The organism is Vibrio sp. 10N.286.51.E5 (assembly GCF_041469125.1).
In the GTDB taxonomy this organism is placed as follows: Bacteria; Pseudomonadota; Gammaproteobacteria; order Enterobacterales; family Vibrionaceae; genus Vibrio; species Vibrio crassostreae_C.
Map to the genome: position 1 here is coordinate 1 of NZ_JBFRJZ010000037.1, position 23,926 is coordinate 23,926.

Consider the following 23,926-nt stretch of genomic DNA (forward strand, 5'->3'; position numbering starts at 1 on the left):
GGTGTTGTAGCTAAAATCTTCGCTTAATAGCATTTAGATTTTTGCACTCTCTTCATTAGAAGAGCACGCATCTGAAAAGGGGAGCTTCGGCTTCCCTTTTGTTTTCTCAAAAGAAATATTACCTTCCATCTATCTTCTTCCCTCTCGATACAAAACCAACTTCCAATAAATTGCGATTATTTTTCCAACACTACTTGCATACTAAAGTGTGATCTGTATAATGCATCGCACTGGCTAACGCTGGTTGTGAACCAATGAGCACTGAGGAGTAGGTCTTACCTAGTAATGTATACTCAGCTTATGTTCGCGGTTAATAAAAATAGTAAACTTCTTGTTTACTTCAAAAGTTAACTGACAATGCGTCCTAATTTTGGGTGCTACGGTTTCACATAAATCAATCGGCATTCTCTCGTTTTATCGGGTTTGAGTGGCGATATTGTTTGTGTAATTTTTAATAATTGGAGCTCTGTCTCATGCAGAACCAACGTATTCGTATCCGCCTTAAAGCGTTTGATTACAAGCTAATCGATGCTTCAACTGCGGAAATCGTTGAAACAGCAAAACGTACTGGCGCACAGGTTCGTGGTCCTATTCCACTTCCTACTCGTAAAGAGCGTTTCACTGTTCTTACCTCTCCACACGTCAACAAAGATGCACGTGATCAGTACGAAATCCGTACTCACAAGCGTTTGATCGACATCGTTGAGCCAACAGATAAAACTGTTGATGCTCTAATGCGTCTTGATCTTGCAGCTGGCGTTGATGTTCAAATCAGCCTAGGTTAAGGGAGATAAGAATAATGATTGGTCTAGTCGGACGTAAAGTGGGTATGACCCGCGTATTTACTGAAGAAGGCGTTTCTATCCCAGTAACTGTTGTTGAGGTTGAAGCGAACCGTATTTCTCAAGTTAAAACTCTTGAGACAGACGGCTACGCAGCAATCCAAGTAACTACTGGTGCTAAGAAAGCTAACCGTGTAACTAAACCTGAAGCTGGTCACTTCGCGAAAGCGGGTGTAGAAGCAGGTCGCGGTCTTTGGGAATTCCGTTTAGAAAACGGCGAAGAGTTTGAAGTTGGCGCTGAGCTAAACGTAGAACTTTTCAACGAAATTAAAAAAGTAGACGTTACTGGTACATCTAAAGGTAAAGGCTTCCAAGGCGCTATCAAGCGTTGGAACTTCTCTACTCAAGATATGACTCACGGTAACTCTTTGTCTCACCGCGCACCGGGTTCAATTGGCCAATGTCAAACTCCAGGCCGCGTGTTTAAAGGCAAGAAAATGGCAGGTCACATGGGTGCTGAGCGTGTAACGACTCAAAACCTAGAGATCGTACGTGTTGACGCTGAGCGCAATCTACTCCTTATTAAAGGTGCAGTACCGGGCTCAACAGGCGGAAACGTGATCGTAAAACCTGCTGTTAAAGCATAACGTCTAGGAGTAAGTAATGGAATTGATGGTTAAAGGTGCTGATGCACTAACTGTTTCCGAGACTACTTTCGGACGTGACTTCAACGAAGCTCTTGTACACCAAGTAGTTGTTGCATATGCAGCAGGTGCTCGTCAAGGTACTCGTGCTCAAAAGACTCGTTCTGAAGTATCTGGCGGTGGCGCTAAGCCATGGCGTCAAAAAGGTACTGGCCGCGCACGTGCTGGTACAATTCGTAGCCCAATCTGGCGTACAGGTGGTGTTACTTTTGCTGCGAAACCACAAGATCACAGCCAAAAAGTAAACAAAAAAATGTACCGCGGTGCTATGAAGAGCATTCTTTCTGAGCTAGTTCGTCAAGAGCGTTTAATCGTTGTTGATAACTTCTCTGTAGAAGCACCAAAAACAAAAGAACTTGTAGCTAAGCTTAAAGAGCTTGAGCTAAGCGACGTTCTGATTGTGACTGGCGAAGTAGATGAAAATCTATTCTTAGCTGCTCGTAACCTATACAAAGTAGATGCACGTGATGTTGCTGGTGTTGATCCAGTATCACTAATCGCTTTCGACAAGGTTCTAATGACTGCTGACGCAGTTAAGCAAGTTGAGGAGATGCTAGCATGATCACTGAAGAGCGTATCTTAAAAGTTCTACGTGCTCCGCACATCTCTGAAAAAGCAACTATGGCAGCTGAGAAAGCGAACACTATCGTTTTCAAAGTAGCTAAAGATGCAACTAAGAAAGAGATCAAAGCAGCTGTAGAAAAGCTATTTGAAGTTGAAGTTAAGTCTGTAAATACTCTTGTATTAAAGGGTAAGACCAAACGTCAAGGTATGCGTGAAGGCCGTCGTTCAGACGTTAAGAAAGCCTACGTTACTTTGAAAGAAGGTCAAGATCTTGACTTCGTTGGCGGCGCGGAATAACAGGAGTAGTAAAAATGGCTATTGTTAAATGTAAGCCGACTTCCCCTGGTCGTCGTCACGTCGTTAAAGTTGTTAACGCTGACCTACACAAGGGTAAGCCATACGCACCACTTCTAGAGAAAAACTCTAAGAACGGTGGTCGTAACAACAACGGTCGTATTACAGTACGTCACATCGGTGGTGGTCATAAGCACCATTACCGTGTAATTGACTTCAAACGTACTAAAGATGGCATCCCAGCGAAAGTTGAGCGTCTAGAATACGATCCAAACCGTAGTGCTAACATCGCTCTAGTTCTGTACGCAGACGGTGAGCGTCGTTACATCATTGCACCTAAAGGTGTTAACGCAGGCGACCAGATTCAATCTGGCGTAGATGCTGCAATCAAAGCAGGTAACACTCTGCCGATGCGCAACATCCCAGTAGGTTCTACTGTACACTGTGTTGAACTTAAGCCTGGTAAAGGTGCTCAACTAGCTCGTTCGGCTGGTGCTTATGCTCAAATCATCGCTCGCGATGGTGCATACGTAACTATCCGTCTACGTTCTGGTGAGATGCGCAAAGTTCTTTCTGAAGGTCGTGCAACGATCGGTGAAGTTGGTAACTCTGAGCATATGCTACGTGAACTTGGTAAAGCTGGTGCTTCACGCTGGCGCGGCGTACGTCCAACCGTACGTGGTGTAGTAATGAACCCGGTGGATCACCCACATGGTGGTGGTGAAGGCCGCACATCTGGTGGTCGTCACCCAGTTTCTCCTTGGGGCGTTCCTACTAAGGGCTTCAAGACTCGTAAGAACAAGCGCACTGACAAGTACATCGTACGTCGTCGCACTAAATAATTTATAAAGAGGAATCGCCATGCCACGTTCTCTCAAGAAAGGTCCTTTTATTGACCTACACTTGCTGAAGAAGGTAGAGAAAGCGGTGGAAAGCGGAGACAAAAAGCCTATTAAGACTTGGTCCCGTCGCTCAATGATCATCCCAACAATGATTGGTTTGACCATCGCTGTCCATAATGGTCGTCAGCACGTTCCAGTTTTCGTTACCGAAGAAATGATCGGTCACAAACTGGGCGAATTTGCACCAACTCGTACTTATCGCGGTCATGCTGCAGATAAGAAAGCTAAGAAGAAATAAGGAGTAGATGATGGAAGCTTTAGCTAAACATAACTTTGCTCGTATTTCTCCACAGAAAGCTCGCTTAGTTGCAGACCAAATTCGCGGTAAGTCGGTAGACCAAGCTCTAGAAATTCTAACTTTCAGCAACAAAAAAGCTGCTGTATTAGTTAAGAAGGTTCTTGAGTCAGCTATCGCTAACGCGGAACATAACGAAGGTGCAGATATCGACGATCTAAATGTCGCTAAAATCTTCGTAGATGAGGGCCCTATCATGAAGCGTATTATGCCTCGTGCTAAAGGTCGTGCGGATCGTATCTTGAAGCGTTCAAGCCACATCACTATTGTTGTAGCAGATCGCTAAAGACTAGGAGAGTAAGCAATGGGTCAGAAAGTACATCCTAATGGTATTCGTCTTGGCATCGTTAAGCCTTGGAATGCTACATGGTTTGCTAATACCAACGAATTCGCTGACAACCTAGACGGCGACTTCAAGGTACGTCAGTTCCTTACAAAGGAACTACAAAAAGCATCATTATCTCGTATCGTTATCGAGCGTCCAGCTAAGAGCATCCGTGTGACTATTCACACTGCTCGTCCTGGCGTTGTTATCGGTAAGAAAGGTGAAGACGTAGAGAAGCTACGCGCAGCTGTAGCTAAAATCGCAGGTGTACCAGCGCAAATTAACATCGCTGAAGTACGTAAGCCTGAGCTAGATGGTCAGCTTGTAGCTGATAGCATCGCGTCTCAACTAGAGCGTCGTGTTATGTTCCGTCGTGCAATGAAGCGTGCGGTACAAAATGCTATGCGTCTAGGCGCTAAAGGCATCAAAGTACAAGTAGGCGGCCGTCTTGGCGGTGCTGAAATCGCACGTTCTGAGTGGTACCGTGAAGGCCGTGTGCCTCTACACACTCTACGTGCAGACATTGATTACGCAACTTCTTCGGCTCACACTCAATACGGTGTGATCGGCATTAAAGTTTGGATCTTCAAAGGTGAGATTCTAGGCGGTATGCCAGCTGCTAACGCAGTAGAGCCAAAAGGCGATAAGCCTAAGAAGCAGCGTAAAGGCCGTAAGTAAGGAGTCGAACGATGCTACAACCAAAACGTACTAAGTTCCGCAAGGTTATGACTGGTCGTAACCGTGGTCTAGCTAAAGGTACTGAAGTAAGCTTCGGCGAATTCGGTCTTAAAGCTGTTGGCCGTGGTCGTCTGACTGCACGTCAAATCGAAGCGGCACGTCGTGCTATGACACGTCACATTAAGCGTCAAGGTCAAATCTGGATTCGTGTATTCCCAGACAAGCCAATTACTGAAAAGCCTCTTGAAGTTCGTCAAGGTAAAGGTAAAGGTTCAGTTGCGTACTGGGTTGCTCAAATCCAACCAGGCAAAGTTATGTACGAGATGAATGGCGTACCTGAAGAGTTGGCACGTGAAGCGTTCCGCCTAGCGGCACGTAAACTGCCTGTTAAAACTACTTTTGTAACTAAGCAGGTGATGTGATGAAAGCACAAGATCTACGCGAAAAGAACGTTGAAGAGCTTAACGCTGAGCTATTGAATTTGCTACGTGAACAGTTCAACTTGCGCATGCAAGCTGCAACTGGTCAACTACAGCAAACTCATACTCTAAAAGCTGTACGCCGTGACATCGCACGTGTGAAAACTGTTTTGACTGAAAAGGCAGGCGCATAATGAGCGAAACTAACCGCATCCAGCAAGGCCGTGTAGTAAGTGACAAGATGGACAAGTCTATCGTTGTTGCTATTGAGCGCACTGTAAAACACCCAATTTACGGTAAGTTCATCAAACGCACGACTAAAGTACACGCACACGACGAAGACAACACTTGTGGCCTAGGCGACAAAGTTGAAATCGCTGAGTGTCGTCCTCTGTCTAAGACTAAGTCTTGGACATTGGTTAAAGTTCTAGAAAAAGCGAAGATTTAATCTTTGTAATTCTATAACTTATAAGCGGCTCCAAATAATTTTTTGGAGCCGCTTGTTTTTTGTCTACCCAATTTAAAAAAAGGGTGGTACAATTCGCGTCCCTTTTAAAGAGGCAGCCCGACCCGAGAGGGTCTAGTTTTAATATTTAGCGGAGCACTAACAATGATCCAGATGCAAAGTACACTTGACGCAGCAGATAACTCTGGCGCGCGCAAGGTAATGTGTATTAAGGTTCTGGGTGGCTCTCACCGCCGTTATGCACATATCGGTGACGTCATCAAGGTTACAGTGAAGGAAGCGATTCCTCGCGGTAAAGTAAAGAAAGGTGATGTTCTGAAGGCGGTAGTAGTGCGCACCCGTAAAGGCGTTCGTCGCCCAGACGGTTCTGTCATTCGCTTCGACAGTAATGCTTGTGTATTGTTAAATGACACTACTGAGCAACCAGTCGGCACACGTATCTTTGGTCCTGTGACTCGTGAACTTCGTAACGCGAAATTCATGAAGATTGTATCACTAGCACCTGAAGTTCTGTAAGGAGCGGCAATATGGCAGCTAAAATCCGTCGTAATGACGAAGTAATCATTCTTGCTGGTAAAGATAAAGGCAAGAAAGGTAAAGTAACTAAGGTTCTGACAACTGGTAAAGTTATCGTTGAAGGCATCAACCTTGTTAAGAAACACCAAAAGCCGGTTCCGGCTCTAGGTCAACAAGGTGGCATCGTTGAACAAGAAGCAGCTATTGATGCTTCTAACGTTGCTGTTTTTAACGCGGCTACTGGTAAAGCAGACCGTATCGGTTTCCGTATCGAAGATGGCAAGAAAGTTCGTTTCTTCAAATCTAACGGCGAAACTGTTTCTAACTAATTAGAAGTAATTTGGAGTTCTACTATGGCGAAACTGCATGATTACTACAAGTCGTCTGTAGTCGCTGAGCTTACCAAAGAGTTCAGCTACACAAGCGTCATGCAAGTCCCTAGGATTGAGAAAATCACCCTAAATATGGGCGTTGGTGAAGCAATCAACGATAAGAAACTGCTAGAAAACGCAGCAGCTGATATGGCAACGATCTCTGGTCAAAAGCCACTTATCACTAAAGCGCGTAAATCTGTAGCTGGTTTCAAAATTCGTGAAGGCTACCCAATTGGTTGTAAAGTAACCTTGCGTGGTGAGCGCATGTGGGAATTTTTAGAGCGTTTAATCTCTATCGCACTTCCACGTGTACGTGATTTCCGTGGTGTTAGCGCTAAGTCTTTTGACGGTCGCGGTAACTACAGCATGGGCGTTCGCGAGCAAATCATCTTTCCGGAAATCGACTACGATAAAGTCGATCGTGTCCGCGGTCTTGATATCACTATCACGACTTCTGCGGGTTCCGATGAGGAAGGCCGAGCTCTGCTGGCTGCCTTTAACTTCCCATTCCGTAAGTAAGGGTAGGGTTACTGTTATGGCTAAACAATCAATGAAAGCACGTGAAGCTAAACGTGCAAAACTAGTAGCTAAGTTCGCTGAAAAGCGTTCTGCGCTAAAAGTTATCATTAGCGATGTAAACGCATCTGAAGAAGATCGTTGGAATGCGGTTCTTAAACTGCAATCTCTTCCACGTGATTCAAGTGCATCACGTCAGCGCAACCGTTGCAACCAAACTGGTCGTCCACACGGTTACCTACGTAAATTCGGTCTAAGCCGCATTAAGGTTCGTGAAGCTTGCATGAAAGGCGAGATTCCGGGTCTTCGTAAGGCTAGCTGGTAATTGCCACTTAATCATTTGGAGTAAATCTTATGAGCATGCAAGATCCGATTTCGGATATGCTGACCCGAGTTCGTAACGGTCAGGCAGCAAACAAAGTTGCTGTAAAAATGCCTTCTTCAAAGCTTAAAGTTGCAATTGCTGCATTACTTAAAGCTGAAGGTTACATCGTAGACTTCGCTGTTAACAGCGAAGCAAAACCTGAGCTAGAAGTTACTCTTAAGTACTTCCAAGCTAAACCTGTAATCGAGCAAATCAAGCGTGTATCACGTCCTGGTCTAAGAGTTTATAAAAATAAAGACTCTTTACCTACAGTGATGGGTGGTCTTGGTATTGCAGTTGTTTCTACTTCCAAGGGTCTGATGTCTGACCGTGCTGCTCGTAAAGCAGGTCTTGGCGGTGAAATCATCTGTTACGTAGCTTAAGGAGTAGATTATGTCTCGTGTTGCTAAAGCACCTGTCGCTATTCCAGCTGGCGTAGAGGTGAAACTAAACGGCCAAGAAGTTACTGTAAAAGGTAGCAAAGGTGAGCTTACTCGCGTTCTTAACAGCGCCGTAGTTATTGCACAGGAAGAAACCAACCTAACTTTCGGTCCGAAAGAAGGTGTTACTAACGCATGGGCACAAGCTGGTACAGCTCGCGCTCTAGTTAATAACATGGTTGTGGGTGTTACTGAGGGCTTCACTAAGAAGCTAACTCTTAAGGGTGTTGGTTACCGTGCTGCTATGAAAGGCAACTCTGTAGCTCTAACTCTTGGTTTTTCTCACCCAGTAGAGCACGCTCTACCTGAAGGTATTAAAGCTGAGTGCCCTAGCCAAACTGAGATCATCATTACTGGTTGCGATAAGCAAGTAGTAGGTCAAGTTGCGGCTGACATTCGTTCTTACCGTGCTCCTGAGCCTTACAAAGGCAAAGGTGTTCGTTACGCAGATGAAAATGTGCGTACTAAAGAAGCTAAGAAGAAGTAAGGTATCACTATGGATAAGAAAGCATCTCGCATCCGTCGTGCTACACGTGCACGTCGTAAGATTGCAGAACTTGGTGCAACTCGCCTGGTAGTACACCGTACTCCTCGCCATGTTTACGCACAAGTTATCGCGGCAAACGGCTCTGAGGTTATCGCAGCTGCTTCTACTGTAGAAAAAGCGATCCGTGAGCAAGTTAAGAACACTGGTAACGTTGATGCAGCTAAAGCAGTTGGTAAAGCTGTTGCTGAGCGCGCTCTTGAAAAAGGCGTAGCTTCAGTTGCATTTGATCGTTCTGGTTTCCAATACCACGGTCGAGTAGCGGCGCTAGCAGAATCTGCTCGCGAAGCTGGTCTGAAATTCTAAGGTAGGGTTGGAAGATGGCTAAAGAACAACAACAAGCTAATGATTTGCAAGAAAAGCTGATCGCAGTTAACCGTGTATCTAAGACGGTTAAAGGTGGTCGAATCATGAGCTTTACTGCACTAACAGTAGTTGGTGACGGTAACGGTCGCGTAGGTTTCGGTTACGGCAAAGCTCGTGAAGTACCTGCTGCGATTCAAAAAGCAATGGAAAAAGCGCGCCGTAACATGGTTACAGTATCGCTTAACGAAGGCACTCTTCACCACCCGGTGAAAGGTCGTCATTCGGGCTCTAAAGTTTACATGCAGCCAGCTGCAGAAGGTACAGGTGTTATTGCCGGCGGTGCAATGCGTGCTGTACTTGAAGTTGCGGGCGTACATAACGTACTTTCTAAAGCATACGGTTCAACGAACCCGATCAACATCGTTCGTGCAACGATTGGTGCTCTAGTAGACGTTAAGTCACCAGAAATGGTTGCTGCTAAACGTGGTCTAACTGTTGAATCTATTTCGGAGTAAGCACACGATGGCAACTATTAAAGTAACTCAAACTAAAAGCTCAATTGGTCGCCTACCTAAGCACAAAGCGTGTCTTAAAGGTCTAGGTCTTCGTCGCATCAACCATACAGTAGAACTTGAAGATACACCGTGCGTACGCGGTATGATCAACAAGGTTTACTACATGGTTAAGATTGAGGAGTAATCAGAATGCGTTTGAATACTCTATCACCGGCTGCTGGCTCTAAACCTTCTAAGAAGCGTGTAGGTCGTGGTATCGGTTCTGGCCTTGGTAAAACAGGTGGCCGCGGTCACAAAGGTCAAAAGTCACGTTCTGGCGGCTCTGTTCGTCCAGGTTTTGAAGGCGGTCAAATGCCTCTAAAACAACGTCTACCTAAATTCGGTTTCACTTCTCGTAAGAGCCTAGTGTCTGCTGAAGTTCGTCTAGCTGAGCTAGCGAAAGTAACAGGTGACGTAGTTGATCTTAACAGCCTTAAAGCTGCTAACGTTATCACTAAGAACATCGAGTTTGTTAAGATCGTTCTTTCTGGTGACCTAAGCAAAGCTGTGACTGTTAAAGGTCTACGCGTGACTAAAGGCGCTAAAGCTGCAATCGAAGCTGCAGGCGGTAAAATCGAGGAATAATCTCGAGGAACGAGGTACAGATGGCTAAGAAACCAGGACAAGATTTTCGTAGTGCTCAGAGCGGCTTAAGTGAACTAAAGTCGCGCTTATTATTCGTAATTGGTGCACTTTTAGTATTCCGAGCCGGCTCTTTTGTGCCGATCCCTGGTATTGACGCAGCTGTACTTGCCGATTTGTTCGATCAGCAAAAAGGTACCATCGTAGAAATGTTTAACATGTTCTCCGGTGGTGCTCTTGAGCGTGCATCTATATTAGCATTGGGTATCATGCCGTACATTTCGGCATCGATCGTAGTCCAATTGCTAACTGTAGTTCATCCAGCGTTAGCGGAACTCAAGAAAGAGGGTGAAGCAGGCCGTCGTAAGATAAGCCAATATACACGCTACGGCACGCTTGTACTTGCAACATTCCAAGCTATTGGTATCGCAACAGGCTTACCAAACATGGTCGACAATCTGGTTGTTATCAACCAAACCATGTTTACGCTTATTGCTACCGTGAGTTTAGTAACTGGTACCATGTTCTTAATGTGGTTAGGTGAACAAATCACTGAGCGAGGAATCGGTAATGGTATTTCCATTCTGATTTTTGCAGGTATTGTTGCTGGATTGCCTTCTGCAATCGGTCAAACAATCGAGCAAGCGCGTCAAGGTGAATTGCATGTGCTTCTTCTGCTGTTGATTGCTGTATTGTCTTTTGCTGTTATTTACTTCGTAGTTTTCATGGAACGTGGTCAACGTCGTATCGTCGTTAACTATGCGAAACGTCAACAAGGTCGTAAAGTTTTTGCAGCACAAAGCTCTCACTTGCCTCTTAAGATTAATATGGCAGGTGTTATTCCAGCGATTTTCGCATCAAGTATTATTTTGTTCCCAGGAACATTAGCGCAGTGGTTTGGTCAAAATGGTGAAAGCAGCGCGTTCGGTTGGTTAACTGACGTGTCATTAGCTCTTAGCCCAGGTCAACCTTTGTATGTAATGCTTTATGCAGCAGCTATAATCTTCTTCTGTTTCTTCTATACAGCGTTGGTGTTTAACCCACGTGAAACAGCTGATAACTTGAAGAAGTCTGGTGCATTCGTACCCGGTATCCGCCCAGGTGAGCAGACAGCGAAATATATCGATAAAGTGATGACTAGACTAACCCTTGCGGGCGCTCTATACATTACTTTTATATGTCTGATTCCTGAGTTCATGATGGTCGCGTGGAACGTTCGTTTCTACTTTGGCGGCACATCACTACTAATCGTAGTGGTAGTTATCATGGATTTCATGGCACAGGTACAGACTCATCTGATGTCACAACAGTATGATTCTGTGTTAAAGAAAGCGAATCTGAAGGGTTACGGCCGTTAATTCGGTGGTAACAATTTCGATTCCATTTACGGAGTTTAGCAATGAAAGTTCGTGCTTCCGTTAAAAAAATCTGCCGTAACTGTAAAGTTATCAAGCGTAACGGTGTCGTTCGCGTGATTTGCAGTGAGCCAAAGCATAAGCAACGCCAAGGCTAATTAGCAGAAATTTTTACTTGAAATACAAGGTAGAGTCGAGTATATTCCTCGGCCTACCTTTTGCGTGCAAAAGAAGTAGTATGCCGCAGCGTATCCATAACGGGCTTTGCTGCGGATAATTCTTTTATGAACCCCTTAGGAGTGAATAATGGCCCGTATAGCCGGCATTAACATTCCTGATCATAAGCATTCTGTAATTGCACTTACTGCAATCTACGGTATCGGTAAAACTCGCTCTCAAGCTATTCTAGCTGAAGTGGGTATTGCTGAAGATGCTAAGATCAGTGAACTAACTGAAGAGCAGATCGATCAACTGCGTGATGGTGTAGCTAAGTACACTGTAGAAGGTGATCTACGTCGTGAAGTATCGATGAACATCAAGCGTCTTATGGACCTTGGCTGTTACCGCGGTCTTCGTCATCGTCGCAGTCTACCACTACGTGGACAGCGTACTAAAACCAACGCTCGCACCCGTAAGGGTCCGCGCAAGCCGATCAAGAAATAGTCGGATAAGGTAGAGTACAATGGCAAAACAACCAACTCGCGCGCGTAAGCGCGTACGCAAGCAAGTAGCTGATGGCGTAGCGCACATTCATGCTTCTTTCAACAACACAATCGTAACTATCACTGACCGTCAAGGCAACGCTCTTGCATGGGCTACAGCAGGTGGTTCAGGTTTCCGTGGTTCTCGTAAATCTACTCCGTTCGCAGCACAAGTTGCAGCTGAGCGTTGTGGTGAAATGGCTAAAGAATATGGCCTAAAGAACTTGGAAGTTATGGTTAAGGGTCCAGGTCCAGGTCGCGAATCTACTGTTCGTGCACTGAACGCTGCTGGTTTCCGTATCACTAACATTGTTGATGCGACACCAATCCCTCATAACGGTTGTCGTCCACCTAAGAAACGTCGCGTTTAAGTTTCGTTTCTAGGAATATTGGAGAAAGATCATGGCAAGATATTTGGGTCCTAAGCTTAAGCTTAGCCGTCGCGAAGGTACTGACTTATTCCTTAAGTCTGGTGTCCGTGCGATCGATACCAAGTGTAAAATTGATAACGCACCAGGTGTACACGGCGCTCGTCGCGGTCGTCTATCTGAGTATGGCGTTCAGCTTCGTGAGAAGCAAAAAGTTCGTCGTATCTACGGCGTTCTAGAAAAACAATTCCGCAACTACTACAAAGAAGCTGCACGTCTTAAAGGCAACACAGGTGCAAACCTGCTTCAGCTTCTTGAAGGTCGTCTTGATAACGTAGTTTACCGTATGGGCTTTGGCGCTACTCGTGCTGAATCTCGTCAACTAGTTAGCCACAAGTCTATTCTAGTTAACGGTAAAGTTGTAAACGTTCCTTCTTTCAAAGTAGCGGCAAACGACGTTGTTTCTATCCGCGAGAAAGCTAAACAGCAATCTCGTATTAAAGCGGCTCTAGAAGTTGCTGAACAACGTGAAAAGCCAACTTGGATTGAAGTAGATGCTGGCAAAATGGAAGGTACATTCAAGCGTATGCCTGAGCGTTCTGACCTATCAGCTGACATCAATGAACACTTGATCGTCGAACTTTACTCTAAGTAAGGTTAAAAAAAGAGAGGACACAATGCAGGGTTCTGTAACAGAATTTCTTAAGCCGCGTCTTGTTGACATTGAACAGATCAATACGACACACGCGAAAGTAACTCTTGAGCCATTAGAGCGCGGTTTCGGCCACACTCTAGGTAATGCTCTTCGCCGCATTCTTCTATCTTCTATGCCGGGTTGTGCCGTAACAGAAGTTGAAATTGAAGGTGTGCTACACGAATACAGCACTAAAGAAGGCGTTCAGGAAGATATCCTGGAAATCCTTCTAAACCTTAAAGGTTTGGCTGTACGCGTTGCTGAAGGCAAAGATGAAGTGTTTATTACACTGAACAAATCAGGCTCAGGCCCTGTTGTTGCAGGTGACATCACCCACGATGGTGATGTAGAGATCGCTAACCCTGAGCACGTAATTTGTCACCTAACGGATGACAACGCTGAGATCGCTATGCGTATCAAAGTAGAACGTGGTCGTGGTTACGTTCCAGCTTCAGCTCGTATCCATACTGAAGAAGATGAGCGTCCTATCGGTCGTCTACTAGTTGACGCTACTTACAGCCCGGTTGATAAAATCGCTTACGCTGTAGAAGCGGCACGTGTAGAACAACGTACTGATTTAGACAAGCTTGTTATCGATATGGAAACGAACGGTACTCTAGAACCTGAGGAAGCAATCCGTCGTGCAGCTACTATTTTAGCTGAACAACTGGATGCGTTCGTAGATCTTCGTGATGTACGTGTACCTGAGGAGAAGGAAGAGAAGCCAGAATTCGATCCTATCCTACTACGTCCTGTAGACGATCTTGAACTAACAGTTCGCTCTGCTAACTGTTTGAAAGCAGAAGCGATTCACTACATCGGTGATCTTGTACAGCGCACTGAGGTTGAGCTACTTAAAACGCCAAACCTTGGTAAGAAATCTCTTACAGAGATTAAAGATGTGCTTGCTTCACGTGGTCTTTCTCTAGGCATGCGTCTAGAAAACTGGCCACCAGCGTCAATCGCTGAAGATTAATCGAAAAGTTAGAAGGATTAGGTCATGCGCCATCGTAAAAGTGGTCGTCAACTCAACCGCAACAGCAGTCATCGCAAAGCGATGTTCAGCAACATGGCTAGCTCTCTTGTTCGTCACGAAGTTATTAAAACTACCGTGCCTAAAGCAAAAGAACTACGTCGCGTAATTGAGCCATTGATTACCCTAGCTAAGACAGACAGTGTTGCTAACCGTCGTCTTGCATTTGCTCGCACTCGTGATAACGAAGTTGTGGCAAAACTATTTAATGAACTAGGCCCGCGTTTCGCGGCTCGCCAAGGTGGTTACACTCGCATTCTTAAATGTGGTTTCCGTACTGGTGATAAAGCTCCAATGGCTTACATTGAGCTTGTAGACCGCCCAGCTGCTGAAGAAGCTGCTGAGTAATCTATACTAGATTCTTAATACAAAAGCCGAGCATTAGCTCGGCTTTTTTGTGTCTGTAGAACAAGGAAAAGATAATAGAAATTGCACCATGATGTTTGGCACTTTTTGCTTGTCTTATCTGCTCCAATTTTCAAAAATGTCTCGTATCTCGTATCTCGTATCTCGTATCTCGTATCTCGTATCTCGTATCTCAAATATCTTTTCTTCCACGCACAAAAAAGAGCACCGAAGTGCCCTTATTAGATTTTAAGCTAGCTATTAATAACTAACGATTATTGCCATATAGCTGAAAGTGAATCCATCAGGCCGCTCGTCGCACCTTGTGACTGCAATGCTTGAAGAATGATTGGCGCAAATGTCGTAACCATTGATGGATCCATGCCTAATCCAGAAAACGCACTTTCAACGGCACCTTGTGAGCTTAGTAGCGATGATAGCCCCGTAGACTCAAGGCTCGACATGCCTGGAATAAGTGTCGCGAGTTCTTTGTTGTCGGCTGTGCCAAGTGAGTTTTGTGCAAGGGCCAACATTGAACCAATACCGCCAACTGCTTGGTCGCTGGTAACAGAAGCTTGGTCAGCTACCGTATCCACAAGTGGTGTTGTTTCGTTCTGCTGAGACCACATATTCACTGCTGCCATTAGTGCAGTTTGTGATAGTTGGGAATAGTTGGTATCTGATGATGAACTGGTTTGTTCAGAGTCGCTAGTGCTAGCGCAAGAGACAACAGCAAGGCTGCTTAAAACTGTGATGAGTACTTTCTTCATTATTCGTCCTTAAGTAATAAAGTAATTTACTCTTTCACTATAAACGAAAAACGGCGATGTAGTCACATCGCCGTTGGATTATTTCAATTTTATTTGCCAATAGTATTTTGTTTTACTAAAGGTTTTTATAAAAATTAAAGAATAGCTAGAAGTTCTACTTCAAATACTAGAGCAGCAAATGGTGGGATTGCAGCACCTGCGCCACGCTCACCGTATGCTAGATCTTGAGGGATGTATAGCTTCCACTTAGAGCCAACAGGCATCATTTGTAGAGCTTGTACCCAACCTTGAATTACGCCAGTTACAGGGAATTCAGCAGGTTGACCGCGAGATACAGAGCTGTCGAAAACAGTACCGTCAGTTAGTTCGCCGTGGTAGTGAACACGTACTTGCTTGTCTGCAGTTGGGATTTCGCCAGTACCTTCAGTTAGTACTTCGTACTGAAGACCAGACTCAAGAACCGTTACTTCTGAACGAAGAGCGTTGTCAGCTAGGAAAGCTTCGCCGTCAGCAGCAGCAGCTTTAGCTAGTTCTTGACGTGCAGCTTCACCGCGAGTGTGTAGCTCTTGTAGTGCGTTGTTGATTTCGTCAACTTCGATAGCTGGCATGTCGCCAACTAGAGCTGTTGCGATACCAGCAGCGATTGCGTCAACGTTTAGGCCTTCAAGACCAGAACCAGCAAGTTGTTGGCCCATTTGTAGACCGATACCGTAGCTAGCTTTTTGCTCTACAGTTTCAAATTTTACTTCAGACATGAAAAGTCACTCTTTTTGTCAGTACGAAAAGGGTAAGAATACCAGTATTAGCAGCGTGAAGAAACGGCTAGTCCCTGATCACTTGCGCTTTACCGCGCCCAAATCACAGCCATGTCAATTTTCTCGCTTTGGGCCTTGTTGTGACGGAAAGATCTATACTGTTGGTACTTTGGTTTTTATACTGTAGTTATTCAATGTATAGGACGCAGTGGTATGAATCGTCGTCAAAAGAAAAAACAGAAAGTTGACCACTTAGCAGAATTCAAGGATCGACTGAATCAGGTCAAAGAGAAATTGAGTTCGATCGATGTGAAGAAAATGAAAACCTCGACAGCGCAAACTTGGGGTTCATTGCCGAAGTTACACCAAAGACTGTTGATGGTGATTTCTCCGATCGTACTGATATTACTTTTTGTGCCGCTACCAGAACCTAAAGTAGACACAGCTCCAACAACATCGCGCGTTGAGCTTGAAATAAACACCGTCGGCTTAAGCGAACAGCAAAATGCCAAGAACAGCTCATTAGAACCGAGTAACAAAAATTGGCAGGAGTACCTTGTTAAGCAAGGGGATACGTTAGCGCAGGTTTTTCGAAACAACGATTTGCCATTGTCTGACTTGAATGCGTTAGTGCGAATTGAAGGTGCAGATAAGCCGCTCAGTCAGATTCGTAAAGGCCAGCTGGTTCGTTTCAAACTTGCTGAAACTGGGCAGTTGGACATTCTTCAGCTAGAGAAAGGCGACACTTCGGTGATGTTCTTCCGCTTATCCGATGGTGGCTTTGGTCGCAGTAAGTAGATGAATAGTGAGCCTGAGTTAAAGCGCTTCACCAGACACAGATAAACGATAGAAAAGAGCTAAGCATTAGCTCTTTTTTTTGGTCGCTTGAAAGGGGCGAGTGGCAAGATGATAAGCATGATTCCGATAAAGGTTAATGTATCCGGAATCTCATCGAACCATATTGCACCTATTAGCGCGACAAACACCAATCCTGAATACTCAGCCAAGGCAATTTGGCTAGAGTGTGCTTTTTGATAGGCAGCAACCGCAAGGCCGTTGTAACTTAAGATTAGCGTCGCACTCAGGGCTATGTATCCCAAATGCTCCACAGACACTGGCTGCCAGTATAAGAAGCACAGTACTAATGAGGCTGGAATAGAGAATAAGGTTGTCCACCACAGCGTAGTGACCACCGTTTGCTCACTAGGAAGCTTTCTTACGAGTACATTAAATAGTGCTAGGGTGATTGCTGTCCCCAAAGCAAACAGTGCCGCCCAATGAAATTGTGATGGCCTCAAGACAATCAATGCACCAATAAAACCTATGGTTGTGCCGATAACCTTGCCGAGTGCCGGTTGCTCTTTCAATAGCAACATTGAGAGCGGCAACATCAGTAAAGGCGCGACATAAAATACTGCGTTGGCGGTTGCCAAAGGCAAGTGAGTGATCGCGACCACCATGCACCCACTGCCGATCAGAATTAACTGACCTCGAATGAAGGTTACCTTAGCCTGCTGTAAGCGCCGTTGTTCTTTTTTCTGCTGTAGCCACAAAGGGGTGATGATGACCAGAGATATCAACTGTCGGAAAAAAATATACTGTAAGGGCGGTACTTCGCCATTTAACAGCTTTACCGCTACGTCGGAAAGCGAGGCAAACAAGTTACCTGCAACCAACAATAGAATACCGGCAGTGATATTCGTCATTATTTTTCTAATCTCATGTCTATATGAGGAATGTCATCTTCGAGATACATATCCGAGATGGTGTTGAAGCCGTGGCTCGCATAGAAGTTTTCTAGGTGTTGCTGCGCGCCAATATCAATGGCCGTATTTGGCCAAAGAGCCTCGCAGCGTGTTAATGCTTCTTTGATTAATTGATGCCCCAAGCCACCACCTCTTGCCGATTGCTTGGTTGCGACTCGACCGATGCTGGTGTTGTCGTAAGAGGTACCTGGTGGTAATAAACGTGCACACGCTACCAACTCTTCATCAGCATAGCCAAGCAGGTGCTCAACACCCGCGAGTGTATCTTTACCGTCCAGCTCTGGATAAGGACAAGTCTGCTCGACCACAAATACATCGACTCTTAATTTAAGTAGTTGATAAAGCTGTTGTGTTGAGAGTTCAGAAAAAGGAATTGAGTGCCAAGTGATCATGTTTACATCCAGAGATTATCGATGCTCTGAATGTACTATGCGTGATGATTGTTGGCATTAACTATTGTTAATTCGACCTTTAATTCTGCTCAGGCTGATTGCGGTGATTCCTAGATAAGCGGCAATTTGATTGTCATTTAAGCGCTGCTCAAGGTCGGGATAGTGCTCGCAGAACAGCTGATAACGTTGCTCTGGTGTATAGAGCAGCATGAAGCGTTCTTTGTTTTCCTTATGCATCAGCTGTGTTTCTAACAGCTTTAAATACAAAGGATTATTTGATGCACGCCACTCGATAACCGCATTCATTGGCAGCTCTAACATGGTGATGGGAGTCAGCGTTTCTAATAGGTAAGGGGACGCTTGGCTTTTTATCAGACTCTCAAAGCCGATGATCCAATCTTGTTCCCAATAGAACTCTTTACTGTATTGCTTACCATCATCAGTGAGGTAGCAGGCATGGCACAAGCCTTCAAGTACAAAGTAGATTGAACTCGCCATCTCACCTTGATTGATCAAGATGTGTCTGGTTGGCAACTCAAGTGGCTTGGCGACAGCAACTAGAGATTCAATCTGGCTTTCAGAGAAGTCGAAGCTTTGTAGTTGTTCGATAAAAGAGGTGTGCATGAAAATAACCTAACCCAAATAAGTGCCGAAATCATCGCACTTATTTGGAGAGAGGTACAGAGCGGGATAAATCAGCGGCGTGCGTGTTGCTCTAGGTAATCTTGAGCAAGCTCTCTGCCCATGTATTTACCCAGAGTCTTCAGTGGTACCTTTTTAAGGTTCACCACAATCAAGCCATCCAAGGCATCATTAAACGATGGGTCGACATTAAAACACACCAGTTTACCGTTCATCCCTAGATATTGGCGCAGCAGTACCGGCAGGCCTTTACCTTGCTCCATGCGTGCTAACACTTTAGAGAGCAGAGGCACACTCGCCAGTGAAGAGAGCAGGTGATTTTGCCAGAACACATGACTGCTGGTATTGAGTGGTGACGAAGGTGAAACCAAATTCGCCTTTTCCTCATCATAATGGTGGATTGATAACGTGGTCGCGATCAACAGACGCGCATTGTGGCTGTAATCATTGCTGATACTGACTGGGCCGAACAGATGGGTATATTGAGGGTGACGAGACACAAAGGTCGCAATGCCTTTCCACAATAGTAACAGTGAGTTCAGGCTCTTTTGGTAAGGTTTACTTACTACCGATCGCCCAAGCTCAATGCTGTTTTCTAGAGTATCAATGAATTCTTGGTTGTAGTTAAACAGGCTACGAGAGTAGAGCTGATCAAGCCCGTGCTCAGCGATGAGTTTGTCGACCATACCGAGTCGATACGCGCCAACCAGTTCTGCCTTGGTTTTATTCCACACAAACAGTTGATGGTAGTAAAGGTCATACTCATCTAAATCACAGGCCAGCCCGCTGCCTTCTCCGACTTCTCTAAAGCTTTCTTCTCTTACTCGACCAATCTCGCGCATTAAGTTAGGAATGGATTGGCTTGGTGTGCAGTAGACCTCAAAGTTCCCTTGCTCGAGCAGTTTCATCTCTTCAGGGAGTGAGTCTATCTCTATTGATAAGACTTCTGGTGGAATAGGCGCTATCACTTGGGTATCGAAAGAGGGCGCGTGGATTGGCGTGCTCGGGCTGTCTTGTTGACTCATTAGATAGGTATTAAGTCGTAGGTAGTTGACGATATCCATCTCTTTTTCAAACGATTTTATCTCTGAATACGGAATCGATGAGCCAATCGAGATAGAGATAGTTGTCGCTTGTTTATTAAGAAGTTCACGCCCGAGTAGAGCGGTTCTCAACAGTGGATGAACGCGACCCGCTTGATAGAAAAGCTCACTGTTCTTGCCATTGATAAAGATAGGTACCGTGGTGGCTTGGTGACGTTTGACGAATTTCGCTACCGACTTGCTCCACTCGATGTCTGTCAGTGTTTTTGCCCCTTTACGGTAGCTTGATACTTCACCTGCTGGGAATACAATCAATAGTCCACCATCAGCCAAATGACGATTGGCATCTCGAATCGCTTTGGCATTGGTGCGTTTCGATTCTTTACTGTTAAAGACATCGACACCGATGAAAAGATCATCCAGTTCAGGCAGGCGCTTAAGTAACTCATTGGCCAGCACCTTCACATCCTTTCTTACTGATCCTACGAGATCGGCAAGGATCACGCCTTCGATGGCGCCAAGCGGGTGGTTCGCCACAATCACGACAGGCCCTTCTTCCGGGATGTTTTCCGTGCTTCCCGATGCAACCGAGTAGTCGATATTGAGCGCCGACAGAGTGTAATTCATGAATTCGAAGCTAGATAACTCGTTTTTACGATCTTGGTAGAGTCGGTCTAGCTTAGATAGCCCAGTTGCCCACTCGACAACAGACTCACCTAAACCAAAAGGCGTGTAACGTGGTAAACGAAAAGGACTATCAATCATAATGAAATTACCTTACTTAATCAGTTGCGGCCAAACTTTATCGGCTTGTTGAATATGCTGTGCTTGGTCTTGTTCCCAGCGCTGCTTAATCTCTTGGTCGTAGTTAAGATAAAGTTTGTCATCAACTATGGTCCAATACTGTGGGTCACCTGGTGCGAAGTCGTTTTTGGCAGAAACGGCCCATGCGCAATAACCACCATATTGAGGGGCATATTTTTCAGGATTATTAACAAATAAAGTCAGATTCTTTTCAGAAGAGAAATACCAGTCCGCGCCTTTGTACTCTGTGCTGAACTTCTTGCTCCCTTCAACAGGCTTCCCAGACGTGAAATAAGCCACGGTATCGTAGCCATCGAGTGCCTTACTGCTAAAGAAGCCGGTATAGATTTCATCGGCGGCAAATACGTACGGGCTAACAAGTAGCAGAACCATGGTGAATAGTTTTCTCATGATGGACTCCATCTATAGATTGATTGCGGGTGATAAATCAAAGGTAAAGCGCTGCTGATTTATCTGACATGGTTTAATGGGTTCGCATGGTGAGCCGGGTGCATAAAACATAGAGGCTTGACCATGCAGGTTACGTAAGTGTGTAAAGCTCACGGTATGTGCGTCTTCGCGATGCATACAGGTCGCTAAATGAGGTTGCTCATTGTGATGGTGAGAGTGGAACATCAGTAAGTTCTGTTGATTCTTACCTGCCGCCATGAGCTGATCATATTTTGCTTGTCGGTAGGCTTGCACTCGCTCTAAATCAACACCGGATGAGAAGAGTGGAGAATCAGTGTCGACTATTTTCTGTTGAATACCATCCCACATGTAGGCGATAACCAGACCATTGTGTTGGGTTAGATTGGGCGCGAAAGCTAGCAAGGTAAATGGGGCAAAAGAGTGTAGGTCTAGCTTGTGAAACGCTTCAGATAGCTGACTGATATTACGACTCGATGATAGGTTTTTAAGTAGCAAACCGCGGCTTACTAAAGGACCAACGGGCACTGTGCCTTGATAGTTATTGAGTAGGCATAGCGAAAGCCCGAACTCATTAATACTTATCCAGCTACCGCCGCCAGTTGGGTCGAGTGGCATAATGATATCGACACCGTTGACTCGATATTGTCTGGGTGGCATTGCCAGTGCTCGCGTCTTTTGTTCATCACGATTAAAAAAGACCTGATAACCATTCTCTTCAAGCAGCCAAGATACTGAACACATGATTATTGCTCCCTCAGATAGCTGTTGGTGGTTGGGGCATAACCAAAGGTGTTGCAGGTCTCGACGTCTAGGAAGGTGGTGATCACCTTGATCATCGCGTAATGATGATTGGCATGCAGTGCGGCAAAGGTGACCTCTCTTTCGAGCGTTGAAGGCAGGCTTGCGAACACTTGAGCATCCATCGAAACCTCGGTTTGGATCATGATAGGCGCTTCGAGATCTCGACGGTCTAATCGTTCAAGCCAGTTGATCACATAGTGGATCTCTTTGACTGCAATAGAGCGGTCGTATTCGACAGGATGACCACGACGACGAGTGTTGTAATCAACGGCCTCATCCTCTTTTAAAATCAAGGCGTGAAAAAGATCCAGTGTGTGACGAGTATGTTCACCGATAGAGCTTGTAACGTGTGGCTTTGCTCGTGTCAGGTAATCGCTGTCAGAAATCGCTAACAAAAACTCTAGACCCTGATTCAATATCTCTACCGCTCCCTTGATACTAGGAGAGAAAGAAGTAAGGGCGCTCGGTTGGGCTATGGGGTTCATTCATGATCCTCGTGCAAAGTTAGTCGGTAGTCGGATATTGTTGAACAAGACGTCGCTCTTCTTGCCACGCCGCAAATAAGCTCTTGAAAGAAGGGGATTGGTGGCCTCGTTGTTTTTGCTGAGCGCCAATATCAAAAAGAATGCGATATTGCAGGAGTAGCGTAGAAAATATCTCTCGTAATGGGGTGTTGCGATCCCAGATATGTCCAGCCTCACTGCTTGCGCCATTGACCTCAAGAATCGTGAAATCCTCACCGTTCATTAGGCTGTGCATGTCCTTAAACTTGACGTCGAGTCGGCCAAAATGAAAACCATCGAAGTCATCGAATATCTCGTCTAAACGTTCAGTTAAAGCCCGAGTGATGTATTGATTGCCATCGCGGAAGATGCAGCCACGGCTATGGCTACCTGCGAACGCGAGTTGGAACTCTTCGCCCTCTGCGAGCACGTGATCCAATTTATCTTCATGCCTTGGTAGATACAGGTGACTGAGCTGCCCAGCACGTGGGCTATTTTCAATTAACTGCTTGAGTGTCGACTTGCCATCACCCATCACCATTGGCGCATATTTGAGTGTGATCGAGATGATCTCGCCTTGCTTTTTGTTTGGGTAACGAACATAGAAAACGCCAGCTTCTGCCTGATAAGGCGCCTTTTCTTGCAGTAGAAAGCGAGCGTTATTTGGGAAAGATTCAACATATTGCTCAAGTTGATCTTGTGTGTTGATCAGCTTGACGCCAACGCCTCGACAGCCAAGATCTGGTTTAGCGACAATCGGGAAATCAAGATCGGATTGTATGAGTGCGCTGCGTGCATCTTCAGCTTGTTTCTTACCGTTGAGATCCGTTTTGGTGAGGGTGATAAACGGAGAGATCCAACGCTGACTTGAAGATCCGGCAAGGCTTAATATCTCGTGTTTTGATTCGCCTACCATACCGCTTAACTTGATGCTTGGGTTGGCGATGAGCGGCAGTGCCCAGTCAAAGTGCCGTAACCCTTGCATCAGGCTTTGAATCACCACTGGCGTGTAGAAGAACCAAGTTGGAAGAAACTCATAAGGAGAGACGCTGCGCACGGTATCTTTTTCAAGCAAAGGCATGCCTGCATTAATTTGATGTGCTGGAATGATGCGAATATCTTGCGGTGAACTCATGATAATCCTCTAGAGTAGGTTCTATTCATTAATCGATTGCCGATAAACAGCAAAGCGATGGCACACGGGATGATGATCCATTGATATTCAGAGGCTTGCAGCCACGCTGATGTCCCTAAATAGTAGATGGCAGAGAAGACAATGCCAGTCCAGAGCGCAGTGGCACTAATCACGGCAAACAAGAAAGTAGGCAGTGGGATGGCGAAAAAGCCACTTAAGGTAAAGCCGACGGTACGAAGCCCGGGAATAAAGCGGATAACAAAAAGGCTGCTGAATGCGTTCTGACGTAATTTGGTACGAAGCGAACGAAAGTACTTATTAGTGAGGGCTTTATATCGAACACCTCGGAAGTAACGTCCTGATTTACCCAGGTAATAAAGACCGAGATCACCCGTGGCAATACCGATGAAAATAGCAAGCAGCGCATATTGAGGAAGTATTAGACCTTGAGTCGCGATACCTGCCGCCGTAACAATCGCAAGATCTTCAAGCAGATAAGAAAGCGCGATGATGCCAAGCATCAGCCATAGCAGCGACTCCTCCCCTGAATGTAACCATGCTTGAATGCTCTCGACGGTGCTCATTAAATGTCCTTATCTATCCTATAGATGAATGGCTTAACCACCATTCATTGAGTGTGGTAAATTAAATAGACAGGAGGAGCAGATAAAAACTTACAGCTGATTAGTGTTTTTTTGTGTTGGATTCATTCAATTGGTGGTTTGAGTCGTGCTGTTTGACTGCTGTTTGACTGCTGTTTTG

40 protein-coding genes are annotated in these 23,926 nt (G+C 45.4%); 29 read left to right on the forward strand and 11 right to left on the reverse strand.

Features of this window, described 5'->3' with window-relative positions:
• Positions 1-473: 473 nt before the first annotated feature.
• The 28 genes from rpsJ to rplQ all read left to right on the forward strand — a co-directional run bounded on the left by rpsJ (position 474) and on the right by rplQ (position 14,124).
• On the forward strand, positions 474-785 hold the full coding sequence (gene rpsJ, locus AB4161_RS13710; protein WP_004736761.1) for a 30S ribosomal protein S10: 312 nt from the start codon (positions 474-476) through the stop codon (positions 783-785).
• Between the two features lie 14 nt (positions 786-799).
• Entirely contained in the window at positions 800-1,429 is a 630-nt protein-coding gene (rplC, locus tag AB4161_RS13715; protein ID WP_004736763.1) for a 50S ribosomal protein L3, read from the forward strand.
• A gap of 16 nt (positions 1,430-1,445) precedes the next feature.
• Positions 1,446-2,048 carry a 50S ribosomal protein L4 gene (gene rplD, locus AB4161_RS13720; RefSeq protein WP_004738803.1) on the forward strand — a complete coding sequence of 201 codons (603 nt, stop codon included), beginning with the start codon at positions 1,446-1,448 and terminating at the stop codon, positions 2,046-2,048.
• Complete coding sequence (gene rplW / locus AB4161_RS13725) at positions 2,045-2,347, forward strand: 50S ribosomal protein L23 (RefSeq protein WP_004736765.1); 303 nt, start codon at positions 2,045-2,047, stop codon at positions 2,345-2,347. The genes rplD and rplW overlap by 4 nt, the downstream gene beginning before the upstream one ends.
• A 14-nt stretch (positions 2,348-2,361) precedes the next feature.
• The gene (gene rplB, locus AB4161_RS13730) at positions 2,362-3,186 is read left to right on the forward strand and encodes a 50S ribosomal protein L2 (protein ID WP_010435149.1); all 825 of its coding nucleotides are present in this window, start codon (positions 2,362-2,364) and stop codon (positions 3,184-3,186) included.
• Positions 3,187-3,205: 19 nt separating this feature from the next.
• Positions 3,206-3,484: a 30S ribosomal protein S19 gene (rpsS, locus tag AB4161_RS13735; protein WP_004736729.1), complete on the forward strand. Its 279-nt coding sequence runs from the start codon at positions 3,206-3,208 to the stop codon at positions 3,482-3,484.
• 10 nt (positions 3,485-3,494) lie between these two features.
• On the forward strand, positions 3,495-3,827 hold the full coding sequence (gene rplV, locus AB4161_RS13740; RefSeq protein WP_004736732.1) for a 50S ribosomal protein L22: 333 nt from the start codon (positions 3,495-3,497) through the stop codon (positions 3,825-3,827).
• 18 nt (positions 3,828-3,845) lie between these two features.
• The gene (gene rpsC / locus AB4161_RS13745; RefSeq protein WP_004736734.1) at positions 3,846-4,544 is read left to right on the forward strand and encodes a 30S ribosomal protein S3; all 699 of its coding nucleotides are present in this window, start codon (positions 3,846-3,848) and stop codon (positions 4,542-4,544) included.
• Between the two features lie 11 nt (positions 4,545-4,555).
• Positions 4,556-4,966: a 50S ribosomal protein L16 gene (gene rplP / locus AB4161_RS13750; protein ID WP_004736736.1), complete on the forward strand. Its 411-nt coding sequence runs from the start codon at positions 4,556-4,558 to the stop codon at positions 4,964-4,966.
• Positions 4,966-5,157 (forward strand): 50S ribosomal protein L29, encoded by a 192-nt coding sequence (rpmC, locus tag AB4161_RS13755; protein WP_004736737.1) that lies wholly within the window; start codon positions 4,966-4,968, stop codon positions 5,155-5,157. Before rplP ends, rpmC begins: the two co-directional genes overlap by 1 nt.
• Entirely contained in the window at positions 5,157-5,411 is a 255-nt protein-coding gene (gene rpsQ, locus AB4161_RS13760) for a 30S ribosomal protein S17 (RefSeq protein WP_004736739.1), read from the forward strand. Before rpmC ends, rpsQ begins: the two co-directional genes overlap by 1 nt.
• Positions 5,412-5,573: 162 nt before the next feature.
• A complete protein-coding gene (rplN, locus tag AB4161_RS13765) occupies positions 5,574-5,945 on the forward strand; it encodes a 50S ribosomal protein L14 (protein WP_004736740.1) in 372 nt (123 codons plus the stop codon).
• 11 nt (positions 5,946-5,956) lie between these two features.
• A complete protein-coding gene (gene rplX, locus AB4161_RS13770) occupies positions 5,957-6,274 on the forward strand; it encodes a 50S ribosomal protein L24 (protein ID WP_004738792.1) in 318 nt (105 codons plus the stop codon).
• Between the two features lie 24 nt (positions 6,275-6,298).
• Complete coding sequence (rplE, locus tag AB4161_RS13775; protein ID WP_004738790.1) at positions 6,299-6,838, forward strand: 50S ribosomal protein L5; 540 nt, start codon at positions 6,299-6,301, stop codon at positions 6,836-6,838.
• 16 nt (positions 6,839-6,854) lie between these two features.
• On the forward strand, positions 6,855-7,160 hold the full coding sequence (rpsN, locus tag AB4161_RS13780) for a 30S ribosomal protein S14 (RefSeq protein ID WP_004738789.1): 306 nt from the start codon (positions 6,855-6,857) through the stop codon (positions 7,158-7,160).
• Positions 7,161-7,189: 29 nt separating this feature from the next.
• Positions 7,190-7,582, forward strand: a complete 393-nt coding sequence (gene rpsH, locus AB4161_RS13785; RefSeq protein ID WP_017061309.1) for a 30S ribosomal protein S8 — start codon at positions 7,190-7,192, stop codon at positions 7,580-7,582.
• Positions 7,583-7,592: 10 nt separating this feature from the next.
• Positions 7,593-8,126, forward strand: coding sequence for a 50S ribosomal protein L6 (gene rplF / locus AB4161_RS13790; RefSeq protein ID WP_017063712.1), 534 nt, complete (start codon positions 7,593-7,595; stop codon positions 8,124-8,126).
• 9 nt (positions 8,127-8,135) lie between these two features.
• On the forward strand, positions 8,136-8,489 hold the full coding sequence (rplR, locus tag AB4161_RS13795; RefSeq protein ID WP_004738784.1) for a 50S ribosomal protein L18: 354 nt from the start codon (positions 8,136-8,138) through the stop codon (positions 8,487-8,489).
• Between the two features lie 14 nt (positions 8,490-8,503).
• Positions 8,504-9,004 carry a 30S ribosomal protein S5 gene (rpsE, locus tag AB4161_RS13800; RefSeq protein WP_017061307.1) on the forward strand — a complete coding sequence of 167 codons (501 nt, stop codon included), beginning with the start codon at positions 8,504-8,506 and terminating at the stop codon, positions 9,002-9,004.
• 7 nt (positions 9,005-9,011) lie between these two features.
• Entirely contained in the window at positions 9,012-9,188 is a 177-nt protein-coding gene (gene rpmD, locus AB4161_RS13805) for a 50S ribosomal protein L30 (protein WP_004736756.1), read from the forward strand.
• A gap of 5 nt (positions 9,189-9,193) precedes the next feature.
• Positions 9,194-9,628, forward strand: coding sequence for a 50S ribosomal protein L15 (rplO, locus tag AB4161_RS13810; RefSeq protein WP_004736758.1), 435 nt, complete (start codon positions 9,194-9,196; stop codon positions 9,626-9,628).
• Positions 9,629-9,648: 20 nt separating this feature from the next.
• Positions 9,649-10,983, forward strand: a complete 1,335-nt coding sequence (gene secY / locus AB4161_RS13815) for a preprotein translocase subunit SecY (protein WP_004738781.1) — start codon at positions 9,649-9,651, stop codon at positions 10,981-10,983.
• Between the two features lie 41 nt (positions 10,984-11,024).
• On the forward strand, positions 11,025-11,138 hold the full coding sequence (gene rpmJ, locus AB4161_RS13820) for a 50S ribosomal protein L36 (protein ID WP_000868186.1): 114 nt from the start codon (positions 11,025-11,027) through the stop codon (positions 11,136-11,138).
• 148 nt (positions 11,139-11,286) lie between these two features.
• Positions 11,287-11,643 (forward strand): 30S ribosomal protein S13, encoded by a 357-nt coding sequence (gene rpsM, locus AB4161_RS13825; protein WP_004738779.1) that lies wholly within the window; start codon positions 11,287-11,289, stop codon positions 11,641-11,643.
• 19 nt (positions 11,644-11,662) lie between these two features.
• Complete coding sequence (gene rpsK / locus AB4161_RS13830) at positions 11,663-12,052, forward strand: 30S ribosomal protein S11 (protein WP_004738778.1); 390 nt, start codon at positions 11,663-11,665, stop codon at positions 12,050-12,052.
• Positions 12,053-12,083: 31 nt separating this feature from the next.
• Positions 12,084-12,704 (forward strand): 30S ribosomal protein S4, encoded by a 621-nt coding sequence (rpsD, locus tag AB4161_RS13835; protein ID WP_004738777.1) that lies wholly within the window; start codon positions 12,084-12,086, stop codon positions 12,702-12,704.
• Positions 12,705-12,726: 22 nt separating this feature from the next.
• Positions 12,727-13,719: a DNA-directed RNA polymerase subunit alpha gene (locus AB4161_RS13840; RefSeq protein ID WP_004729813.1), complete on the forward strand. Its 993-nt coding sequence runs from the start codon at positions 12,727-12,729 to the stop codon at positions 13,717-13,719.
• Between the two features lie 24 nt (positions 13,720-13,743).
• The gene (gene rplQ / locus AB4161_RS13845; RefSeq protein WP_004729812.1) at positions 13,744-14,124 is read left to right on the forward strand and encodes a 50S ribosomal protein L17; all 381 of its coding nucleotides are present in this window, start codon (positions 13,744-13,746) and stop codon (positions 14,122-14,124) included.
• A 272-nt stretch (positions 14,125-14,396) separates the two neighbouring features.
• Here rplQ and AB4161_RS13850 read toward each other — a convergent pair whose 3' ends face one another.
• Positions 14,397-14,891 carry a DUF2780 domain-containing protein gene (locus AB4161_RS13850; RefSeq protein ID WP_017058875.1) on the reverse strand — a complete coding sequence of 165 codons (495 nt, stop codon included), beginning with the start codon at positions 14,889-14,891 and terminating at the stop codon, positions 14,397-14,399.
• A gap of 134 nt (positions 14,892-15,025) precedes the next feature.
• Positions 15,026-15,646, reverse strand: coding sequence for an FKBP-type peptidyl-prolyl cis-trans isomerase (locus tag AB4161_RS13855; RefSeq protein WP_008220519.1), 621 nt, complete (start codon positions 15,644-15,646; stop codon positions 15,026-15,028).
• 213 nt (positions 15,647-15,859) lie between these two features.
• Between AB4161_RS13855 and AB4161_RS13860 the strand changes: the two genes are divergently transcribed.
• Entirely contained in the window at positions 15,860-16,444 is a 585-nt protein-coding gene (locus AB4161_RS13860) for a LysM-like peptidoglycan-binding domain-containing protein (RefSeq protein WP_017068022.1), read from the forward strand.
• Between the two features lie 59 nt (positions 16,445-16,503).
• Here AB4161_RS13860 and AB4161_RS13865 read toward each other — a convergent pair whose 3' ends face one another.
• From AB4161_RS13865 to AB4161_RS13905, 9 genes are all read right to left on the reverse strand, one after another.
• The gene (locus AB4161_RS13865) at positions 16,504-17,352 is read right to left on the reverse strand and encodes a DMT family transporter (RefSeq protein ID WP_372083486.1); all 849 of its coding nucleotides are present in this window, start codon (positions 17,350-17,352) and stop codon (positions 16,504-16,506) included.
• Complete coding sequence (locus AB4161_RS13870; protein WP_017058878.1) at positions 17,352-17,804, reverse strand: GNAT family N-acetyltransferase; 453 nt, start codon at positions 17,802-17,804, stop codon at positions 17,352-17,354. The genes AB4161_RS13865 and AB4161_RS13870 overlap by 1 nt, the downstream gene beginning before the upstream one ends.
• 57 nt (positions 17,805-17,861) lie before the next feature.
• Positions 17,862-18,428, reverse strand: coding sequence for a Crp/Fnr family transcriptional regulator (locus AB4161_RS13875; protein WP_017058879.1), 567 nt, complete (start codon positions 18,426-18,428; stop codon positions 17,862-17,864).
• 71 nt (positions 18,429-18,499) lie between these two features.
• A complete protein-coding gene (locus AB4161_RS13880) occupies positions 18,500-20,254 on the reverse strand; it encodes a lysophospholipid acyltransferase family protein (protein WP_372083487.1) in 1,755 nt (584 codons plus the stop codon).
• A 12-nt stretch (positions 20,255-20,266) separates the two neighbouring features.
• Positions 20,267-20,704, reverse strand: coding sequence for a YHS domain-containing (seleno)protein (locus AB4161_RS13885; protein WP_017063714.1), 438 nt, complete (start codon positions 20,702-20,704; stop codon positions 20,267-20,269).
• A 12-nt stretch (positions 20,705-20,716) separates the two neighbouring features.
• On the reverse strand, positions 20,717-21,466 hold the full coding sequence (locus AB4161_RS13890) for an NRDE family protein (RefSeq protein WP_017058882.1): 750 nt from the start codon (positions 21,464-21,466) through the stop codon (positions 20,717-20,719).
• A 2-nt stretch (positions 21,467-21,468) separates the two neighbouring features.
• Positions 21,469-22,011, reverse strand: coding sequence for a hypothetical protein (locus AB4161_RS13895; RefSeq protein ID WP_032545608.1), 543 nt, complete (start codon positions 22,009-22,011; stop codon positions 21,469-21,471).
• Positions 22,012-22,030: 19 nt separating this feature from the next.
• A complete protein-coding gene (locus AB4161_RS13900; RefSeq protein WP_372083488.1) occupies positions 22,031-23,164 on the reverse strand; it encodes a D-alanine--D-alanine ligase in 1,134 nt (377 codons plus the stop codon).
• A complete protein-coding gene (locus AB4161_RS13905) occupies positions 23,161-23,748 on the reverse strand; it encodes a DedA family protein (RefSeq protein ID WP_017100018.1) in 588 nt (195 codons plus the stop codon). The genes AB4161_RS13900 and AB4161_RS13905 overlap by 4 nt, the downstream gene beginning before the upstream one ends.
• Between the last annotated feature and the right edge of the window lie 178 nt (positions 23,749-23,926).

Coding starts and splice junctions, on each gene's coding strand:
- AB4161_RS13905 (WP_017100018.1), bottom strand. CDS start 23,748: ATGAGCACCGTCGAGAGCATTCAAGCATGGTTACATTCAGGGGAGGAG.
- rpsN (WP_004738789.1), top strand. CDS start 6,855: ATGGCTAAACAATCAATGAAAGCACGTGAAGCTAAACGTGCAAAACTA.
- rpsE (WP_017061307.1), top strand. CDS start 8,504: ATGGCTAAAGAACAACAACAAGCTAATGATTTGCAAGAAAAGCTGATC.
- AB4161_RS13840 (WP_004729813.1), top strand. CDS start 12,727: ATGCAGGGTTCTGTAACAGAATTTCTTAAGCCGCGTCTTGTTGACATT.
- rpsC (WP_004736734.1), top strand. CDS start 3,846: ATGGGTCAGAAAGTACATCCTAATGGTATTCGTCTTGGCATCGTTAAG.
- AB4161_RS13900 (WP_372083488.1), bottom strand. CDS start 23,164: ATGAGTTCACCGCAAGATATTCGCATCATTCCAGCACATCAAATTAAT.
- AB4161_RS13850 (WP_017058875.1), bottom strand. CDS start 14,891: ATGAAGAAAGTACTCATCACAGTTTTAAGCAGCCTTGCTGTTGTCTCT.
- rplW (WP_004736765.1), top strand. CDS start 2,045: ATGATCACTGAAGAGCGTATCTTAAAAGTTCTACGTGCTCCGCACATC.
- rpsS (WP_004736729.1), top strand. CDS start 3,206: ATGCCACGTTCTCTCAAGAAAGGTCCTTTTATTGACCTACACTTGCTG.
- AB4161_RS13880 (WP_372083487.1), bottom strand. CDS start 20,254: ATGATTGATAGTCCTTTTCGTTTACCACGTTACACGCCTTTTGGTTTA.
- AB4161_RS13860 (WP_017068022.1), top strand. CDS start 15,860: ATGAATCGTCGTCAAAAGAAAAAACAGAAAGTTGACCACTTAGCAGAA.
- secY (WP_004738781.1), top strand. CDS start 9,649: ATGGCTAAGAAACCAGGACAAGATTTTCGTAGTGCTCAGAGCGGCTTA.
- rpsQ (WP_004736739.1), top strand. CDS start 5,157: ATGAGCGAAACTAACCGCATCCAGCAAGGCCGTGTAGTAAGTGACAAG.
- rplP (WP_004736736.1), top strand. CDS start 4,556: ATGCTACAACCAAAACGTACTAAGTTCCGCAAGGTTATGACTGGTCGT.
- rpsJ (WP_004736761.1), top strand. CDS start 474: ATGCAGAACCAACGTATTCGTATCCGCCTTAAAGCGTTTGATTACAAG.
- rplE (WP_004738790.1), top strand. CDS start 6,299: ATGGCGAAACTGCATGATTACTACAAGTCGTCTGTAGTCGCTGAGCTT.
- rpsH (WP_017061309.1), top strand. CDS start 7,190: ATGAGCATGCAAGATCCGATTTCGGATATGCTGACCCGAGTTCGTAAC.
- AB4161_RS13870 (WP_017058878.1), bottom strand. CDS start 17,804: ATGATCACTTGGCACTCAATTCCTTTTTCTGAACTCTCAACACAACAG.
- rplB (WP_010435149.1), top strand. CDS start 2,362: ATGGCTATTGTTAAATGTAAGCCGACTTCCCCTGGTCGTCGTCACGTC.
- rplQ (WP_004729812.1), top strand. CDS start 13,744: ATGCGCCATCGTAAAAGTGGTCGTCAACTCAACCGCAACAGCAGTCAT.
- AB4161_RS13895 (WP_032545608.1), bottom strand. CDS start 22,011: ATGAACCCCATAGCCCAACCGAGCGCCCTTACTTCTTTCTCTCCTAGT.
- rpsM (WP_004738779.1), top strand. CDS start 11,287: ATGGCCCGTATAGCCGGCATTAACATTCCTGATCATAAGCATTCTGTA.
- AB4161_RS13885 (WP_017063714.1), bottom strand. CDS start 20,704: ATGAGAAAACTATTCACCATGGTTCTGCTACTTGTTAGCCCGTACGTA.
- AB4161_RS13855 (WP_008220519.1), bottom strand. CDS start 15,646: ATGTCTGAAGTAAAATTTGAAACTGTAGAGCAAAAAGCTAGCTACGGT.
- AB4161_RS13865 (WP_372083486.1), bottom strand. CDS start 17,352: ATGACGAATATCACTGCCGGTATTCTATTGTTGGTTGCAGGTAACTTG.
- rplD (WP_004738803.1), top strand. CDS start 1,446: ATGGAATTGATGGTTAAAGGTGCTGATGCACTAACTGTTTCCGAGACT.
- rplR (WP_004738784.1), top strand. CDS start 8,136: ATGGATAAGAAAGCATCTCGCATCCGTCGTGCTACACGTGCACGTCGT.
- rpmC (WP_004736737.1), top strand. CDS start 4,966: ATGAAAGCACAAGATCTACGCGAAAAGAACGTTGAAGAGCTTAACGCT.
- rpsD (WP_004738777.1), top strand. CDS start 12,084: ATGGCAAGATATTTGGGTCCTAAGCTTAAGCTTAGCCGTCGCGAAGGT.
- AB4161_RS13875 (WP_017058879.1), bottom strand. CDS start 18,428: ATGCACACCTCTTTTATCGAACAACTACAAAGCTTCGACTTCTCTGAA.
- rplF (WP_017063712.1), top strand. CDS start 7,593: ATGTCTCGTGTTGCTAAAGCACCTGTCGCTATTCCAGCTGGCGTAGAG.
- rplN (WP_004736740.1), top strand. CDS start 5,574: ATGATCCAGATGCAAAGTACACTTGACGCAGCAGATAACTCTGGCGCG.
- rpmJ (WP_000868186.1), top strand. CDS start 11,025: ATGAAAGTTCGTGCTTCCGTTAAAAAAATCTGCCGTAACTGTAAAGTT.
- rplC (WP_004736763.1), top strand. CDS start 800: ATGATTGGTCTAGTCGGACGTAAAGTGGGTATGACCCGCGTATTTACT.
- rplO (WP_004736758.1), top strand. CDS start 9,194: ATGCGTTTGAATACTCTATCACCGGCTGCTGGCTCTAAACCTTCTAAG.
- AB4161_RS13890 (WP_017058882.1), bottom strand. CDS start 21,466: ATGTGTTCAGTATCTTGGCTGCTTGAAGAGAATGGTTATCAGGTCTTT.
- rplV (WP_004736732.1), top strand. CDS start 3,495: ATGGAAGCTTTAGCTAAACATAACTTTGCTCGTATTTCTCCACAGAAA.
- rpsK (WP_004738778.1), top strand. CDS start 11,663: ATGGCAAAACAACCAACTCGCGCGCGTAAGCGCGTACGCAAGCAAGTA.
- rpmD (WP_004736756.1), top strand. CDS start 9,012: ATGGCAACTATTAAAGTAACTCAAACTAAAAGCTCAATTGGTCGCCTA.
- rplX (WP_004738792.1), top strand. CDS start 5,957: ATGGCAGCTAAAATCCGTCGTAATGACGAAGTAATCATTCTTGCTGGT.